Origin of the sequence: Photobacterium kishitanii, from assembly GCF_003026355.1 — a bacterium.
GTDB lineage: Bacteria > Pseudomonadota > Gammaproteobacteria > Enterobacterales > Vibrionaceae > Photobacterium > Photobacterium kishitanii.
The window spans coordinates 58,172-75,144 of the sequence record NZ_PYON01000010.1 but is presented as its reverse complement, the minus strand read 5'-3'; the positions used below and the strand labels follow the sequence as shown (position 1 = coordinate 75,144).

Annotated in this window: 18 protein-coding genes; 3 read left to right on the top strand and 15 right to left on the bottom strand. The window is 42.5% G+C overall.

Annotated features, from left to right (window positions below; all coding sequences use genetic code 11):
• Positions 1-32 precede the first annotated feature (32 nt).
• The 3 genes from C0W29_RS12845 to C0W29_RS12835 all read right to left on the bottom strand — a co-directional run bounded on the left by C0W29_RS12845 (position 33) and on the right by C0W29_RS12835 (position 2,658).
• The gene (locus tag C0W29_RS12845; protein WP_036789404.1) at positions 33-497 is read right to left on the bottom strand and encodes a tRNA (cytidine(34)-2'-O)-methyltransferase; all 465 of its coding nucleotides are present in this window, start codon (positions 495-497) and stop codon (positions 33-35) included.
• Positions 498-592: 95 nt separating this feature from the next.
• Positions 593-1,966 (bottom strand): envelope stress sensor histidine kinase CpxA, encoded by a 1,374-nt coding sequence (gene cpxA, locus C0W29_RS12840; RefSeq protein WP_045042362.1) that lies wholly within the window; start codon positions 1,964-1,966, stop codon positions 593-595.
• A complete protein-coding gene (locus C0W29_RS12835; RefSeq protein ID WP_045045192.1) occupies positions 1,966-2,658 on the bottom strand; it encodes a response regulator in 693 nt (230 codons plus the stop codon). The genes cpxA and C0W29_RS12835 overlap by 1 nt, the downstream gene beginning before the upstream one ends.
• Positions 2,659-2,858: 200 nt before the next feature.
• On the opposite strand from C0W29_RS12835, the gene C0W29_RS12830 reads away from it, so the two are divergent.
• A complete protein-coding gene (locus C0W29_RS12830) occupies positions 2,859-3,332 on the top strand; it encodes a CpxP family protein (RefSeq protein ID WP_045042360.1) in 474 nt (157 codons plus the stop codon).
• A gap of 508 nt (positions 3,333-3,840) precedes the next feature.
• The gene (gene pfkA, locus C0W29_RS12825; RefSeq protein WP_036789415.1) at positions 3,841-4,803 is read left to right on the top strand and encodes a 6-phosphofructokinase; all 963 of its coding nucleotides are present in this window, start codon (positions 3,841-3,843) and stop codon (positions 4,801-4,803) included.
• Between the two features lie 141 nt (positions 4,804-4,944).
• On the opposite strand, the gene tpiA is transcribed toward pfkA, so the two are convergent.
• From tpiA to C0W29_RS12790, 7 genes are all read right to left on the bottom strand, one after another.
• Positions 4,945-5,715, bottom strand: coding sequence for a triose-phosphate isomerase (tpiA, locus tag C0W29_RS12820; RefSeq protein WP_036789417.1), 771 nt, complete (start codon positions 5,713-5,715; stop codon positions 4,945-4,947).
• A gap of 222 nt (positions 5,716-5,937) precedes the next feature.
• Entirely contained in the window at positions 5,938-6,234 is a 297-nt protein-coding gene (locus C0W29_RS12815) for a DUF3135 domain-containing protein (RefSeq protein ID WP_045042359.1), read from the bottom strand.
• 132 nt (positions 6,235-6,366) lie between these two features.
• Entirely contained in the window at positions 6,367-7,110 is a 744-nt protein-coding gene (locus tag C0W29_RS12810; RefSeq protein WP_036789435.1) for a ferredoxin--NADP reductase, read from the bottom strand.
• A gap of 13 nt (positions 7,111-7,123) precedes the next feature.
• The gene (locus C0W29_RS12805; protein ID WP_045042358.1) at positions 7,124-7,741 is read right to left on the bottom strand and encodes a helix-turn-helix transcriptional regulator; all 618 of its coding nucleotides are present in this window, start codon (positions 7,739-7,741) and stop codon (positions 7,124-7,126) included.
• A 206-nt stretch (positions 7,742-7,947) separates the two neighbouring features.
• Entirely contained in the window at positions 7,948-8,955 is a 1,008-nt protein-coding gene (gene glpX / locus C0W29_RS12800; RefSeq protein ID WP_045042357.1) for a class II fructose-bisphosphatase, read from the bottom strand.
• A gap of 204 nt (positions 8,956-9,159) precedes the next feature.
• Entirely contained in the window at positions 9,160-10,683 is a 1,524-nt protein-coding gene (gene glpK / locus C0W29_RS12795) for a glycerol kinase GlpK (RefSeq protein ID WP_045045191.1), read from the bottom strand.
• A 98-nt stretch (positions 10,684-10,781) separates the two neighbouring features.
• Entirely contained in the window at positions 10,782-11,633 is an 852-nt protein-coding gene (locus tag C0W29_RS12790; protein ID WP_045042355.1) for an MIP/aquaporin family protein, read from the bottom strand.
• Between the two features lie 601 nt (positions 11,634-12,234).
• Here C0W29_RS12790 and zapB point away from each other — a divergent pair.
• Entirely contained in the window at positions 12,235-12,477 is a 243-nt protein-coding gene (zapB, locus tag C0W29_RS12785; protein ID WP_036789682.1) for a cell division protein ZapB, read from the top strand.
• 99 nt (positions 12,478-12,576) lie between these two features.
• Here the strand turns inward: zapB and rraA are convergent, their stop codons facing one another.
• From rraA to C0W29_RS12760, 5 genes are all read right to left on the bottom strand, one after another.
• On the bottom strand, positions 12,577-13,062 hold the full coding sequence (gene rraA, locus C0W29_RS12780; RefSeq protein ID WP_036789448.1) for a ribonuclease E activity regulator RraA: 486 nt from the start codon (positions 13,060-13,062) through the stop codon (positions 12,577-12,579).
• A gap of 88 nt (positions 13,063-13,150) precedes the next feature.
• Entirely contained in the window at positions 13,151-14,059 is a 909-nt protein-coding gene (locus C0W29_RS12775) for a 1,4-dihydroxy-2-naphthoate polyprenyltransferase (RefSeq protein ID WP_036789449.1), read from the bottom strand.
• Between the two features lie 150 nt (positions 14,060-14,209).
• Positions 14,210-15,541, bottom strand: coding sequence for an HslU--HslV peptidase ATPase subunit (hslU, locus tag C0W29_RS12770; protein WP_045042353.1), 1,332 nt, complete (start codon positions 15,539-15,541; stop codon positions 14,210-14,212).
• 10 nt (positions 15,542-15,551) lie between these two features.
• Complete coding sequence (hslV, locus tag C0W29_RS12765; protein WP_036789451.1) at positions 15,552-16,079, bottom strand: ATP-dependent protease subunit HslV; 528 nt, start codon at positions 16,077-16,079, stop codon at positions 15,552-15,554.
• A gap of 183 nt (positions 16,080-16,262) precedes the next feature.
• A complete protein-coding gene (locus C0W29_RS12760; RefSeq protein WP_045042352.1) occupies positions 16,263-16,862 on the bottom strand; it encodes an SPOR domain-containing protein in 600 nt (199 codons plus the stop codon).
• Between the last annotated feature and the right edge of the window lie 111 nt (positions 16,863-16,973).

The window sequence follows — 16,973 nt, the reverse complement described above, 5'->3', positions numbered from 1 at the left end:
CCTTTTTGATAGATATAGATGGGTAATACTAACTAAATAGCGCCACCAAAATCTAATTGACGCCAGGCTTCAAAAGCAATAATTGCTACCGCATTTGAGAGGTTTAAACTGCGGCTATCGGGTTGCATTGGAATCCGTAATCGTTGCTCTAACGGTAAGCTGGCAATAAACTCAGCCGGTAAACCGCGAGTTTCTGGGCCAAACAACAACACATCACCTTCAGCAAACGTTGCATTAACATGATAGTTAGTGGTTTTAGTGGTACACGCAAAAATTCGACGTCCCGCCATTGCTTCCATAAAAGCCTCGAAGTTTTTATGGCGATAAACATGGGTCAGGTCGTGATAATCTAAGCCAGCACGGCGCAATTTCTTTTCTTCTAAATCAAACCCTAGTGGCTCAATCAAATGTAAATTAGCACCACAATTAGCACTAAGGCGAATAATATTGCCAGTGTTGGGGGCGATTTCGGGTTCGTATAACGCAATATCAAACATAGTTATTCTGCTTTATTTGGTGCCAAAGAAGCCATATTGTGACAAGCGTAACGTCAACAAGCAATCATCTTTGTCTGTAAGCTAAACCTTAGTGCTTAACGAGTGAGAGGTAATGTCATGCTGATCCGTAATCCACCGAGTGGGCTTGAGGTCGCTTTGATGCTACCACTATGCTGGCGGAGTGCACTTTCTGTTATCGCCAGCCCTAATCCCGTTCCACCACTACTACGATCTCGAGCGGTTGAAACGCGATAAAATGGCCTGAAAATGTCATCAAGTTCATCATTTGGTACTCCTTCACCATTGTCATCGATAGTGATTAATAATTGTTGTGGCTGGTGGGTAAATGTAACCTCAATGACGTCATCACCATATTTAATGGCATTACGGATCACATTCTCTAGTGCACTGATCAATAAGTTAGGATTGCCTTTGAGTTGCCAATCTTGGAGATGATTATAGGTTAAGGTCTTATGGTGCTGTTCAGCTTCAAAGCGGGCATCTTCTAACATTTCATACCAGAGGCTATGGCTATCAACTATTTGTTGCTGTTGATGGCTATTAACTTGCATCCGTGACAATTCTAATAATTCACCGATCATCTTCTCTAGCCGTTCAGCTTCGGTATCTATTCGTGATAGTTCGCTACTTTGGCCTTGCTTGCGTTGTGCCAGAGCTGTTGCCATACGAAGCCTAGTTAATGGTGAGCGTAATTCATGTGAAATATCTGATAATAACCGCTGCTGGCCACTAATAATGTTATTAAGTGCATCGACCATTTGATTAAAGCTTGCCCCTGCTTGCTTAAATTCTTCCGGCCCTTGCTCTAAGGTTGGATCCGCCGCAAATTCACCGCGGGCAACTCGCTCAGCTGCTTGCTGTAGCCGTCGTGCAGGACGCGTTACTGCCCATGCTAGCCATAATAGGAACGGGGTGCTGACTAGCATCGTAACCAGTAATAGTTTAAATGGCTTATCCATTATTTGGACGAAAAATGGCGGTGCGCCACGCCAAACTTGACCACTATACATAAATAGCGGTTGTTGCTCGGTCGTGATCACAAACGGACCAGCAATTAGCCAACGGCCATAAAGCCGTTGTTGAGGCTTGTCTGGGTTATCTGCGATAGTGATAAAATTCCGCAGTGCTTTAGTGTGTTTTTGAGGCGCAATAATATCGCCCTCGACAGTAGTGAAGTAGAGCTGACTATTATGGCTATCTCGGCGTTTTGTCAGTGCTTTCACGCGTGTGATGAGTTTGGCATAGCTGAGTGAGTGATGGTTGTCTAAGCGTTGATTAACCTGTAATGCTTGTGATTGTAGCCGTTGTAATTGATGATCGGGGATTGGTTGTACTGAGCGGGGATCGTATTGAAACATCAGTACGAGTGTGACCACAACCACTAAGAGTGTGGTCCAGAAAATAGCAAAGATACGCCCGTAAAGGTGTGTAAAGCCGGGCACTCTCATTACATTGCCTCAACCAATAAATAGCCTTTGCCGCGCAGAGTTTTTATCAGTGGTTTGCCGTCACTGCGCACCGGTAATTTTTTGCGTAAGTTTGAGACATGCATATCAATCGCGCGATCAAATTGGGCGAGACGCTTTCCAAGCACTTCAAGACTGAGTTCTTCCTTGGCAATAATTTTACCAGGGTGTTGCACAAAATAGCTCAGCAGGGCTAACTCGGTACCTGTCATTTCAATCGGTTGCTGATTACATAGAACTTCTTGTCGACCGGGGTAAATCGTTAGATCTTGATAAACAAGGCACTCGCTATTACTGGCTTTGGTATCAGTGTTTGCTTGGGTGCGCCGTAGTACCGCGCGCATACGAGCGAGCAACTCACGATCGCTAAAAGGTTTAGGTAAATAGTCATCGGCGCCAAGTTCGAGTCCAAGCACCCGATCAATTTCATCACCTTTGGCGGTTAGCATCATTACTGGCGTGGTATGTTTCTCTCGCAAGCGGCGTAACATTTCAGTACCATTCATTTTTGGCATCATTACATCAAGCAAGATCAAATCAATACTGTTATCGATTTTTTCTAAGCCTTCAATACCATTGTTAGCTTCTTCAACCTCAAAGCCTTCTAACTCGAGAATATCTTTGAGGAGTGCGGTCAGTTCTATATCGTCATCGACTAAGAGAATTTTTGCCATCGTGAAGTCCTAAAATGTAATGCGATCATCCAATTAAGTGGCTTTAGTATCGCTAATCTTTGTCTGTACGCCAAGTTAAGTTGTCTTAGCTTTACGCTAGTTTACGTTTGCTAGACAGCGTTTTACCTTCCACACGCTATGATAATCATCAAGCCATACAATACGGCGATTTATCAAATAATAATGCTGGAGAAACCACAATGAAAATATTTAATAAAACAATTGTTATCGCGATGGCATTACCATTAGCGTTGGGTTCTATGTCAGCCTTTGCGGGTCAAGATCATCATGACGGGATGAAGAAAGGTCATCATGGCGGTAAGCTTTTTAGTCAGTTAGATCTTACGGCCACCCAAAAACAAGAAATGAAAACGCTGCGTCAAGCCAATCGTAGTGAGTACAAAGCACTGCGCGCTGAAAATCATAAAGTGATGCGAGCTGAGCAGCAACAACTTGAAAAGCTAGTTTTAGCGAGTAATTTTGATGAGTCAGCGGTACGTGCTGTGGCCGAGAAAATGTCGCAGCAGCAAGTTGAACGTCGAGTTGCGATGTTAGAGCAGCGCCATAAAATGCTGAATATTCTAACCCCAGAGCAAAAGCAAAAGTATGTTGAGCTTAAGCAACAGCAGTCAGAAAAACATTTTATGCGTTTGGAAGCTAAACAACATCACTAATTAGGGTGTGTTAAGTGTTATGCAGTGTTCATTAGCCATAGTCTCTACTATGGCTTTTTTTGTTTTTGATATTAAGTTTATTATTTGATGGTTTTTTTTAGATCTTTGCTCTGAAATAGTATGAGAACAAGGCAGTAATTGTATTTTTATGATAGGTTTTGTTATTAATTTTTATTATAAAACAGCTATACTGCGTGATATTAATTATCGCCTTCATTTCCTCAATCATTAATGCCGTCACCTATTATTAGTTATTATAGGTTTATTCAAAAAATTATAAAAATAATCATGATGACGGATTATGAGTATTGGCCGACGGGGAAGTGACGAGCTAGCGTGATATGAATCAACAAACTATTTCATTAAAATTGTAATACTTCTACATAAGTAGAAAAGTTTCAGTTTTCACGAACACAGGATGATAGTTATCAACTGTGATACCGAGTGGGGGAACCTCGGTATATCGTGCTGGATTTGATTTTTCAATTCCCAAAGTCAGAGGGTAACCATGATTAAGAAGATTGGTGTTTTGACCAGTGGTGGTGACGCACCTGGTATGAATGCAGCGGTTCGCGGCGTAGTTCGTGCAGCGTTGACAGAAGGTCTAGAAGTTTACGGTATTTATGATGGCTACCAAGGTCTATATAACAACTGTATTAAACAGCTTGATCGTCAAAGTGTCTCCGATGTGATTAACAAAGGCGGTACATTTTTAGGTTCAGCACGTTTTCCTGAATTCCGTGAAGTAGAAGTTCGTGAAAAAGCGATTGAGAACCTAAAGTTGCACGGTATTGATGCATTAGTTGTTATCGGTGGCGATGGCTCATACATGGGCGCGAAGAAGTTAACTGAAATGGGTTACCCTTGTATTGGTATTCCAGGAACAATTGATAACGATGTTGCGGGTACTGATTACACAATCGGTTACATGACGGCAATGAATACCGTTATTGATGCTATTGACCGTTTGCGTGATACGTCATCTTCTCACCAGCGTATTTCGATTGTTGAAGTTATGGGTCGCCATTGTGGTGATCTAACCCTAATGTCAGCGATTGCTGGCGGTTGTGAGTACATCATTACACCTGAAACGGGTCTTGATAAAGATAAGTTGATCACTCACATCAATGAAGGTATCGCTAAAGGTAAGAAGCACGCTATTATCGCGATCACTGAGTTAATGACAGATGTTAACGCGCTGGCTAAATTCATTGAAGCTGAAACGGGTCGTGAAACACGTGCTACCGTATTAGGTCATATCCAACGTGGCGGTCAGCCAACAGCGTTTGACCGTGTATTAGCATCACGTATGGGTGCTTATGCCGTTGAGCTGTTACAGCAAGGTGAAGGCGGTCGTTGTGTTGGTATTCAGTGTGAAAAACTGGTTCATCACGATATTATTGATGCGATTGAAAATATGCGTCGTCCAGTACGTAACGATTTATACGAATTGGCTGAAAAGCTGTTCTAAAATTACGTTATTAAGCTACTGAAATCACTAAGGTCGATATTGATATCGGCCTTTTTTTATGACTTTTTATTGAAGCTGTGATTAGCGTTAATAAAAAGGCCACCCGTAGGTAGCCTTGATCTAATCAATCATGAAGAGAGATTATTTTTTTGCTTCAGCCGCTGCTTTTGCGATTGCTGCAAAGCTTTCAGCGTCAAGTGCTGCACCACCAACTAGCGCACCATCGATGTCTGGTTGTGCAAAGTATGCCGCAGCATTTTCAGGCTTAACAGAACCGCCGTACTGGATAACAACGTTCTTCGCAACATCTTCGCTCTTAGCGGCAATGTGTGCGCGGATTGCTGCGTGGATGCGTTGTGCATCATCAGCTGTTGCTGCTTTACCAGTACCGATAGCCCAGATTGGTTCGTAAGCGATGATTGCACCGTTTAGCGCTTCAACACCTTGAGTGTTGATAACTGCGTCAAGTTGACGAGCACAAACTGCTACTGTTTCACCAGCTTCGTTTTGTGCTTCTGACTCACCAATACATAGTACAGGAGTTAGGCCGTTTTCTTTTAGGAATGCGAATTTCTCAGCAACGAACGCATCAGACTCGTGGTGGTATTCACGACGCTCTGAGTGACCGATGATGATGTGGCTTGCGCCGAATTCTTTTAGCATTTCTGGTGAGATATCACCAGTGAATGCACCGCTGTTGTGTAGATCAACGTTTTGAGCACCAAGAATGATTTTGCTATCAGCTTTGCTTAATAGCTGCTGTGCTAGATCTAAGAACATTACAGGTGGTGCGATTGCAACATCAACACCTTCAACACCGTTAAGTGCAGCATCAAGACCTTTAATCAGGCCAGAGACCATTTCCTTGCTACCGTTTAGCTTCCAGTTACCCATAACCACAGGATGGCGCATAGCTTTTCTCCAAATTTAAATGATGTAATTAACTTAACTGCGTAAAAATATACCAGCCGTAACTGAATTTTTACTGTCCAAAATCATTAATGTGCTCGGTTGTACCCTTTTCGAGACAAAAAGTGAACTACAAATAGAAGAATATTGCAATATATTCGTTTTTTTGTCGCTTTTTTGTAACGTTTTGGCTGGATCACCCGCCTTGGGTGACTCATGATTTTATCATTTTAATGGCAGTATTTTTGCCTGTTGTTGCGGTGATTGTGATTGGAGTACTTGGCTGAAACGCTGTAATTGACGTAGTAACTCTTGTTGTAACAGAATGTTGGTATGGAGGGGGTTTTTTGCGTGGCTAATGACTCGATCTATATGACTTTGTTGAGCTCGTAATCGCGGTTGCATCGCGGGGCTGGCTTGATTGATGGTTTGTTCAATTAGCCGCTGGCGTAATAATGTGAACTGTTGTGGATCTGTCGCTGCGAGGTGCACCAGTTGGTCAAAATTAGGCAGTGATTGCATTCGCTCGTTCTCCCTTACTCAGATCCTTAATCTATAACGATAGTCGATGGTGAAAGGTAGCGTAAGTATCGCTGCTGAGAATGAGCCTGATGAGTCAGGCTCAGTTACACGCTTTATTATAGGGCAGTTAAATTACCAATAATGCTCCATGGTAATTTGCCCCGGTGTTCGACGGAGGTTTTTGGTTAATCCTTTTGCTTCTAGAACCGCTTTAGTGTCACGCACCATTTGCGGATTACCGCATAGCATAACTTGGCTGTGTTCAGCGCTGAGATATAAGCCGACATGGCGCTCTAAGAGGCCATCAGCAATTGCTTGTGGAATACGGCCCGTTAAACATAATGGCGCTGGTTCACGACTAACAAATGGCTGCACAATTAATTGATCACCATATTGTTGCTTGAGGGCACTGATTTCAGCTTGGTAACTCAGATCTGCTGCATAGCGCACCGCATGAATGAGAATAATTTTGCGATATTTATGCCAGACTTCTTTCTGGCCTAAAATAGACAGATACGGCCCAATGGCAGTACCCGTTGCAAATAGCCATAAATGTTGACTATTGGCAATCTCTTCAAGGGTGAAAAAACCGCTAGCTCGAGCTGATATTTGGACGGTGTCACCAGCTTGTAAGGCATGTAGCCGTGGTGATAGCAAACCATCAGCGACGCGAGTGGCATAAATCTCGATATCAGCTTGTTGGGGCGGATTAACAAACGAGTAGGCGCGTTGGATCAAGTTATCACCAATCATTATGCCAAGTTTAGTAAATTGCCCCGCTTTAAACGGTTCAATGTTCGCGCGTAGCGATAAACTGAATAAATCTTGGTTCCAGTGACGGTTCGCAATAACTTGTGCAGGGATCCAATCAGCCATAGTGGCCTCCTCGTTATTTGGATGTTATTCGATAAGCACAGCGTCTTTGACCTGTAATGATATGCTCTTGACGTTGGATGAGTGTGCTGTTGCCTAATAATTGTTGAAAAATAGCCAGCTCAGACTGACAAAGAGATGGACAGTGGCTAGCGGCAAGACAAATAGGGCAATGATTTTCAATTAATAAAAAGCCATTATCATCACAAATAAGTTCAGCCATATAGCCATCATGCTGGCGTAGCTCTGTCAGGGTGACCAGCTTACTTTTTAAATCATGGCAATCAGCGATAGCGGCCTGATAGTGATGTAAAGTCTGTTGTTCACGTTTAGCGATGATTGCTTGTAACCCTTGCTGACCAAATAAATCATTTACCGCATCGAGTGTTTGTACCGCAAGTTCGCTATGGTGATCACTAAAACGGTGGTGGCCTTGAGATGTTAGCTGCCAATGGCGCGTTGGGCGTCCAACTTTGACTTTTACATCATAAGAATCGACTAACCCTTGTTCTTCCATCGCTTGTAAATGTTGACGAACCCCCATGGTGGTTAATTGGAATTTGTCGGCTAACACTTTAGCGGTAACAGGGCCATCACATTTGATGTGATAGAGAATTTTTTCAATAGTTTTCATAATCAGTCATCATTGCTGCTCTTATTATATTATGGGATCAGCTTATTAAATAAAGCAATATCTTTACAATATAATAATGAGTTAAAAATAGGACTTCTAAGGTTTAAGAATGGAATAACAGTGGTTACTAAAGTAGGGCTAAATCAGTGGGTAGTAGGCATAAAAAATGCACCGCAGTGCATTTTCTATGCGTAACGTTGGAAGCGTTATAACGTATGTTGCTTAACGGCATCATCCTGACGGGTTAAGTCGTAGCTGGATTTGATACGACGCATTGTGCCGCATTGACCACTAATCAGCAGAGTTTCAGTGGTCGCAATATTACCTTGGCGTTGAATGCCTTCAACTAAATCACCTTTAGTGATACCGGTACCTGCAAAAATAACATCATCACTATGAGCCATATCTTCAAGACGAAGTAATTTGTTAGGTTCAATCCCCATTTCAGCACAACGACGGATTTCCATTTCACCTAAACGGCGATTTTCTTCAGTATCACCTTTTACATGGTGACGTGGCAGTAAACGACCTTGCATGTCACCACCTAATGCGCGGATAGCGGCAGCAGAAACCACGCCTTCTGGTGCGCCACCAATGCAATACATGACATCAACATCGCTCTCTGGCATACAAGTGAGAATTGACGCTGCGACATCACCATCAGGGAAAGCAAAGACTCGTACTCCCATCGCGTGCATTTCAGTGATTAATTGATCATGGCGAGGCTTAGCAAGAATAGTTACGACGAGTTCACTCAGTGGCTTATTAAGTGCTTTAGCAATGGCGGCAAAGTTATCTGCTAATGGCTTATCAAGATCGATAACCCCTTTGGCTTGCGGGCCTACAACCAGTTTTTCCATGTACATATCTGGTGCTTTTAACAGGCTACCTTTTTCGCCTGCAGCGAGTACGGCGAGGGCATTATTTTGTCCCATTGCCGTCATGCGGGTACCTTCAATTGGATCGACAGCGATATCAACTGCACAGCCACCACAGCCAACGTGCTCACCAATATAAAGCATTGGAGCTTCGTCGATTTCACCTTCACCAATAACAATCTCACCATTAATATTGGTGTGGTTGAGTAGGGTTCGCATTACTTCTACCGCAGCATTGTCAGCCGCCATTTTATCGCCACGGCCTAACCATTTATGGCCAGCAAGGGCTGCGCCTTCGGTAACACGAGCAAATGCTATTGCTAAATCGCCTTTCATGATAACTCCAGATATAGAAATTGGTGGTGCAAGGGTTTAAAAATTTAGTGTAAATTCTAGCATAATTGAGTTATCAACACGGTGGGAAATTAGATTGTCAACGTTGGCGGTTGATGATCTAACGCAACAGAATCAGCATTATATGTTGAGAGTAAATAAAAAGGCCTGCTATAACGAGCAGGCCTGCAATGGAATTAAATACTATTACTCGTCGTCATCTTCTTCGTCAAATGCCCAACCTTTGGCACACTCAACGGCACGTTGCCAACCACGGTAACGACGATTACGTTTCTTGTCGTCGCTACAAGGGAGGAAACTACGATCTAATTGTGATTTATGTTTGAGCTCATCAATACTGTCCCAAAAACCAATCGCGAGACCGGCTAAGTAAGCGGCGCCAAGTGCGGTAACTTCAGTAACGACTGGGCGATGAACTTCAGTTGCTAAAATATCGGCTTGGAATTGCATTAAGAAGTTATTAGCAACGGCACCACCATCAACACGTAATATATCGAGTTTAATGCCAGAGTCAGCTTGCATTGCATCCAGTACATCACGGGTTTGGTAAGCGACACTCTCAAGGGTGGCACGAATAATGTGATTAGAGTTAACGCCACGGGTTAAACCCACAATCGCTCCACGTGCATATGGGTCCCAATAAGGTGCACCTAAACCCGTAAAGGCTGGAACGACATAAACGCCGTTAGCACTACCAACTTTCTCTGCGAAGTATTCTGAATCGTTGGCATCACTGAGTAATTTAACCTCATCGCGCAGCCATTGAATTGACGCTCCGCCCATAAATACCGCCCCCTCAAGCGCGTAGGCGACATCGCCTTTAGGACCACAAGCGAGGGTAGTTAATAGACCGTTATGCGAGGTGACTTTTTCTTTACCGGTGTTCATTAGTAAGAAACAGCCAGTACCATAAGTATTTTTAGCTTGTCCTGCCGAGACACACATTTGGCCAAATAAGGCCGCTTGTTGGTCGCCAGCAATACCTGCAATTGGGATTCGAGTACCACCTTTACCACCGATGTTAGTTTGGCCATACACTTCCGATGAAGCTTTGACTTCTGGCATCATTGATAGGGGGATATTAAGGGCGGCGAGTAATTTCTCATCCCATTGTAAGCTGTTGATATTAAATAACATGGTGCGAGAGGCATTGGTGTAATCGGTAACAAAAACACGGCCTTGGGTCATTTTCCAAATTAACCAAGTATCAACAGTGCCAAATAATAATTCACCCGCCTCAGCTTGCTCACGAGCCCCTTCAACGTTATCAAGGATCCATTTAACTTTGGTACCAGAGAAATACGGGTCAACCACTAACCCTGTCGTTTCACGAATATAATCAGTTAAGCCCTGTTGTTTTAATTCTTCACACATATCAGCGGTACGGCGACACTGCCATACGATAGCGTTATAAACGGGTTTACCGGTTTTTTTATTCCAAACAATAGTGGTTTCGCGTTGGTTAGTGATACCAATGGCTGCTACTTGATCACTACGAATGCCTGCTTTAGCGAGTGCCTCTACCATGGTGGAGCTTTGAGTCGCGTAAATTTCAAGAGGATCATGCTCAACCCAACCTGCTTTAGGGTAGATTTGAGTGAATTCGCGTTGTGACGAACAAACGATATTGGCATTGTGATCGAGCACCACTGCGCGAGAACTGGTTGTTCCTTGATCTAGCGCGACAATATATTTTCGTTCAGTAGTCATGATGAGTTCCTCGTTATCTTTATTATATGTATGTAGAGTAGGTATTGGCTAAGGGCGCAGTAGTTACTGGCCCCTAGACCTTATTGTTGGATAAAATATTATGCTTCAACTTTGGGTGTATCAGTATTACCTTCGCATTTATTAGGTAGAGTACATTTGTTGCCAGGCAGGTAAAGTCCGACAAATTTAGGGTAAGCCCAGCTACCAAAAAGTGCACCACAAATTGGCGCGAGAATCGGTACGATAAAGTAAGGAATATCTTTACCACCTGTCAGGGCAATGCTGTCCCAACCGGCAAAGAAAGTCAGTAGTTTCGGGCCAAAATCACGTGCTGGATTCATCGCAAAACCAGTTAATGGACCCAGAGAGCCACCAATCACGGCAATTAATAAGCCAATCAACAATGGACCCATTGCGCCACGAGGAGCGCCATTTTTATCATCACCAATGGCTAAAATGGCAAACATTAAGACTGCTGTAATGGTGAATTCAACTGCAAATGCACCGCCAAAACTTAAAGAAGGGTGAGGAAAAGTTGAAAAAATAGAGGCGGTATCAAGACTAGCAGCTGCGCCACGAATAATATTATGACTGGTTTCATAATCATGAAAGAGGTTGCTGTATAAACCGTAAACTAATGCTGCTGCCGCGAAAGCACCTAATAGTTGCGCCATAATATACGGCAACACTTTACGTTTATTAAAACCATGGAAACTAGCAAGTGCAATGGTCACTGCGGGGTTTAAATGGGCACCAGAAACGCCAGCGGTGACATAAATAGCAATGGCAACACCAAGTCCCCACATGATACTTATTTCCCACTGACCAAAGTCCGCGCCAGTTAATTTCATCGCTGCGACACAGCCAACACCAAAAAATATCAGTAATCCAGTACCGATAAATTCCGCAAAACATTCTCCGACGAGCGCATTAGGTTTGGAACTTGTCATTATTGTCAGTCCTTTTGATGGGTGATGTAGGGTATTTCGTTATTTTTATGCTCGATAATTTACAAGAGTTACTTTTTTTTAAAATAATAATGGCTCAGAAATGTGCGTTCGAGCGCTTATTATTTTCTAAAGTGAGCGTTTGGTGGCTTTTTATTGTCATTTTGAGAGGGTGAGATCATTGATCGTGACATTAATAATGCGCTAGAGCTGTTGGTTTTAGTGACAACGATGGAAGATAAAATCGCGGCGCTAAATTATCATGGTAATGTGGTATAGAATTTGAGAAAGTTCGCAGATATCGCATTATTGCTGGCTGGATGTGGAACGCAGTATTGAAGGTATTGAAGCGTTATAAATCGTGCTTAAGGTCGTTGAATTTAGCTGTTTTTAGCTGCTAAATTAGGTTGATATCAGCTTACTTTGCAAAAATCACATCAGACTTGTATGATTTTTATTCATTTGCGCTAATGCAATGGAAATGTAGATGTCAGCGGGTCATTGCCTCGCTAGAATAGCGGGTAAGTAAATATATATAACCCTGCTCGTAGAGATTACCTTCAATTGTTAAGGTAAATATATGGGCATAGATCAGGTGAACAATATGTCTCTAGAAATGTTGGAAAAATTGGAAGCCAAAGTTCAAATGGCTGTGGATTCAATTTCTTTGCTACAAATGGAAATTGATGAACTAAAAGAAAAAAATGATAGCCTAGCTATGGAAGCACAAGAACTACGCTCTGGTCGTGAGAGTCTTGTTCAAGATAACGAAAAACTACGTGGTGAGCATAACGTATGGCAAGATCGCGTACGTACGCTACTAGGTAAAATGGATAGCGTAGAATAAGCGCATCTTTAGTTTAATATGATTATCAGCTCGGTATAGCATCTTGAATAGGGCGCTATGTCGAGCTGATATTTTATTGAGTGGTTATATAGCTATAGATTAATCAAGATCTAATGCTTCTGGAGATAAAATCACACCAGTATTATCAGCATAAATATGATCTTCAGGTAAAAATGTTACCCCACCAAAGTTTACTGCGACATCAATTTCACCAATGACTTGTTGGTCTGCACCAACAGGAATTGCGGCTAATGCCTGAATGCCTAAATCGAGTTCATCAAGCTCATCAACATGGCGCACGCTGCCATAAATGATTAATCCTTCCCATTGGTTTTCAACTGCCAATTGCGCTAAATCGATATCAATTAAAGCGCGGCGTAATGAACCACCGCCATCAACTAATAATACTCGCCCAGTGCCTGCTTGAGATAAAACGTCATGAATAACGCCATTATCTTCAAAACACTTCACAGTCGTAATTTGACCGCTAAATGAACTGCGGCCACCGTAAGAGCTGAACATAGGTTCAACCACATCAACTTGATCGAGATAGATATCACAAAGTTCAGACGTATTATATTCCATGAGCAGGCTTCTTATTGGTAGCTGAAAACAAAAAGTGATTTGCTTAAATTATAACCAGTTGATATCGCATTGCAATTCGTATTCACTATTAGGCTAGCATCATACCAACTGCAAACAAAAGGTTGGTGATTAAAGCACATTTTACCATTGTTGCCATCATGGGTCTGAGAGCTGCACCATCGGTAGAATAGTACACTTGGCGACCATGATTAATCAGTAATGGTAAACTTAGAATAAATAACCATCCAAAGATGGATTTGACTTCTAACAGCGCAAATAAACAAAAACACACCACACTTGCAGTGAGTAATACCAAGTGATATTTACGTCCCCATTGTGGCCCCATACGTACCACTAATGTTTGTTTACCGCAGGCCTTATCATTATCAATATCACGCAGGTTATTGATATTTAATACGCCAACAGCTAATAAACCGCACGCAGTTGCTGGTAGCATAATTAATGAATCAATTTGTCCTGCTTGTAAATAATAAGTGCCAGCAACACCAAGCCATCCGAAAAAGATCAGTACTGATAGATCACCAAGGCCACGGTAACCATAGGGTTTATTTCCCACGGTATACGCAATGGAAGCGGCAATCGCTAGCAATCCGAGTACGAGAAATCCAACGATGTCATGCGGGTTTTTACATGAGATTAATATTAATGTTAAGCCACTGATTGCGGTGAGGATGATGTTAATAATCATCGCCTTGCGCATTGTCGCTGCAGAGACTAAACCTGATTGTATTGCTCGTTGAGGACCTAAACGATCATCGTTATCAGTGCCCTTAACGGCATCGCCATAATCATTGGCAAGGTTAGATAGTATTTGCAACAAAAGGGCGGTTAATAAAGCGAGCGCTGCAATGCTAGCAGAAAAACTGCCGTGCCATTCTGCCACCGCGCTGCCGCATACAATTGATGCGATGGCGAGGGGTAAGGTTTTTGGTCTTGCGGCATCTAACCAAATTGTCAGTGAAGAGGGTGAGTTCATAAATTAGATACTTAAAGTGAATATTGAAAAGGTATTATGGCGTAAATTTGGTCATGCGCAAATTTATCCCATCAATGTTTGTTAAAGAACAAAAAAAAACGGTGCGATAGAACGCACCGTTTTTAGAGTTAATAACTGTCTTTAGTTTGATTATAGGATGAAGCGACTAAGATCTTCATCAGCAACAAATTCGCCTAGGCGTGTTTGTACATAAGCATCATCGATCAGGAATTTCTCACCAGATTTTTCGCTAGCATCATAAGAAATTTCTTCCATTAAGCGTTCCATCACAGTGTATAAACGACGTGCACCAATGTTTTCGGTGCGCTCATTTACCTGCCATGCCGCTTCAGCCAAGCTGTCGACACCATCAGTGGTAAATTCGATATCAACAGACTCAGTTGCCATTAGCGCTACGTATTGTTGTGTTAGCGATGCTTTTGGTTCAGTAAGGATACGTTTAAAGTCATGGCTAGTCAGCGCTTCTAGTTCAACTCGAATCGGTAAACGACCTTGTAGTTCTGGAATTAAATCTGATGGTTTAGCAACTTGGAATGCACCTGATGCGATAAATAAAATATGATCGGTTTTAACCATACCATGTTTAGTTGAAACCGTGCTGCCTTCGACTAATGGTAATAGATCACGTTGTACACCTTCGCGAGAAACGTCAGGACCTGATGATTCGCCACGCTTACAAATCTTATCGATTTCATCAATAAAAACGATGCCGTTATTTTCAACAGCAAAAATAGCTTGTTCTTTAAGTTCTTCTTGATTAACCAGTTTAGCGGCTTCTTCTTCAGTTGCTGCTTTTAACGCATCTTTGATTTTCATTTTGCGTTTTTTACTGGTGTTGCCAGCAAGATTTTGGAACATACCTTGCAACTGGTTGGTCATTTCTTCCATACCAGGAGGCGCCATGATTTCAACGCCCATTTGTGGCGCTGCAACATCGATTTCTATTTCTTTATCATCAAGTTTGCCTTCACGCAATTTCTTACGGAAAGATTGACGAGTGGTTGATTCGGCTGGCGCTTCTTCGTTTTTACCCCAAGCATCACGTGCTGGTGGTAATAGCACATCAAGAATACGTTCTTCTGCTAATTCTTCAGCATGGAAGCGTACTTTTTCAGTGGCTTGTTGATGGGTCATTTTTACTGCCACATCGGTAAGATCGCGAATAATGGTTTCGACTTCCTTACCCACATAACCGACTTCAGTAAATTTAGTGGCTTCAACTTTAATGAACGGTGCATTAGCCAGTTTCGCTAATCGGCGCGCTATTTCAGTTTTACCTACACCGGTAGGACCAATCATCAGAATATTTTTAGGGGTTACTTCTACTCGCAGCTCTTCAGGAAGCTGCATACGACGCCAGCGGTTACGCAGTGCAATCGCAACTGCTCGCTTGGCTTTGTCTTGACCGATGATATGGCGGTCAAGCTCATGAACGATTTCGCGAGGAGTCATATCAGACATTGCAACTTCCTTACTTAGTTTCTAGTTCTTCAATAGTGTGATTGTGGTTGGTAAACACACAAATATCACCAGCAATATTCAGCGCTTTTTCAGCAATTTCACGCGCGCTAAGATCAGTGTTTTCTAATAATGCAATGGCAGCGGCTTGGGCAAAGTTACCGCCAGAACCAATCGCAACTAAATCATGCTCTGGTTGCACTACATCACCATTACCAGTAATGATTAATGAACCCGTTTCATCAGCGACGACTAATAATGCTTCTAGCTTACGTAGAGCACGATCGGTACGCCAATCTTTAGCTAATTCAACCGCAGATTTTAATAAGTGGCCTTGGTGCATCTCTAACTTACGTTCAAAACGCTCAAATAAAGTAAAGGCATCAGCGGTGCCGCCAGCAAAACCAGCGAGTACTTTATCGTTATAAAGACGACGAACTTTGCGAGCGTTGCCTTTCATTACGGTATTGCCAAGTGACACTTGACCATCACCAGCAATTACGACTTTGTCGTTACGACGAACAGATACAATAGTTGTCACGTTAAATCCTCTTTGATTTAGCTCCGACGTTAGCCGGCATCGTTAATGGTAATAGATCTGGGGATAGTAATGTGGCTTTTCAAGGTGCGGTGTGACAATTGCTTAGTGTCGAAGGTTAACAATAGCATTGATAAAAAAGGATGCCACTAAGGCATCCTTGATTGTTATCTATCGTGGTTATGATTATTCCCAGAACCAAATTGCACAAGGGCTAATGCCGTGTTGTTGTAATTTATTCTGATCATCCATTGCTAGACGTTTATCTTTATAAGGCCCAAGAACAACTCGGAACCACGTTCCTTTGTCGTTAGTTGAGACTTTTATTTGACTGTTTAAGCCTTGAAACGCAATGGTTGCTCGGCGTTCATTAGCTTGGGCTTGGCTATGGTAAGCACCACATTGTAGTAGATAAGGTTTAGTTGGCTTATCCTCAGCAATAACTTGCTTAGGCGTTAATACTGGCACAATAACCTTTTTATTTTCCAACTCCTGAATATAGCGCCATTTTTCTTCAGGTTTTGGCGGTAAGGCGTTGGTATTGGTTTTCGCTGGTTGCGGTTTTGCAATAATGGCCGCAGGTGTGACTGGTGCTGTTTCAGGAACATCAGTGCCTGAAAGGAAAAATAAACCCGCAATCAGCCCACACACTAATATAACAGCCAAAGCAGCCCACTTGGTTGAAAAACCAGTTGTCGGTGCCTTTTTGCCTTTAGGGTTGGCTTTTGCCTTTATTGGCGCTGGTTTTGCTGAGCGCCCGCGTTTCACATAATCTTTAGTAGCCACAATATCGACAAATTAGTTGGGAAGATAGACAGTACTCTATGTTACAAAGTTGGATTGATCCTGACCAGTTATTATCGCGGTTTCGCTGATAATTAACCCCATATTACGACA

Coding starts and splice junctions, on each gene's coding strand:
- C0W29_RS12845 (WP_036789404.1), bottom strand. CDS start 497: ATGTTTGATATTGCGTTATACGAACCCGAAATCGCCCCCAACACTGGC.
- cpxA (WP_045042362.1), bottom strand. CDS start 1,966: ATGAGAGTGCCCGGCTTTACACACCTTTACGGGCGTATCTTTGCTATT.
- C0W29_RS12835 (WP_045045192.1), bottom strand. CDS start 2,658: ATGGCAAAAATTCTCTTAGTCGATGACGATATAGAACTGACCGCACTC.
- C0W29_RS12830 (WP_045042360.1), top strand. CDS start 2,859: ATGAAAATATTTAATAAAACAATTGTTATCGCGATGGCATTACCATTA.
- pfkA (WP_036789415.1), top strand. CDS start 3,841: ATGATTAAGAAGATTGGTGTTTTGACCAGTGGTGGTGACGCACCTGGT.
- tpiA (WP_036789417.1), bottom strand. CDS start 5,715: ATGCGCCATCCTGTGGTTATGGGTAACTGGAAGCTAAACGGTAGCAAG.
- C0W29_RS12815 (WP_045042359.1), bottom strand. CDS start 6,234: ATGCAATCACTGCCTAATTTTGACCAACTGGTGCACCTCGCAGCGACA.
- C0W29_RS12810 (WP_036789435.1), bottom strand. CDS start 7,110: ATGGCTGATTGGATCCCTGCACAAGTTATTGCGAACCGTCACTGGAAC.
- C0W29_RS12805 (WP_045042358.1), bottom strand. CDS start 7,741: ATGAAAACTATTGAAAAAATTCTCTATCACATCAAATGTGATGGCCCT.
- glpX (WP_045042357.1), bottom strand. CDS start 8,955: ATGAAAGGCGATTTAGCAATAGCATTTGCTCGTGTTACCGAAGGCGCA.
- glpK (WP_045045191.1), bottom strand. CDS start 10,683: ATGACTACTGAACGAAAATATATTGTCGCGCTAGATCAAGGAACAACC.
- C0W29_RS12790 (WP_045042355.1), bottom strand. CDS start 11,633: ATGACAAGTTCCAAACCTAATGCGCTCGTCGGAGAATGTTTTGCGGAA.
- zapB (WP_036789682.1), top strand. CDS start 12,235: ATGTCTCTAGAAATGTTGGAAAAATTGGAAGCCAAAGTTCAAATGGCT.
- rraA (WP_036789448.1), bottom strand. CDS start 13,062: ATGGAATATAATACGTCTGAACTTTGTGATATCTATCTCGATCAAGTT.
- C0W29_RS12775 (WP_036789449.1), bottom strand. CDS start 14,059: ATGAACTCACCCTCTTCACTGACAATTTGGTTAGATGCCGCAAGACCA.
- hslU (WP_045042353.1), bottom strand. CDS start 15,541: ATGTCTGATATGACTCCTCGCGAAATCGTTCATGAGCTTGACCGCCAT.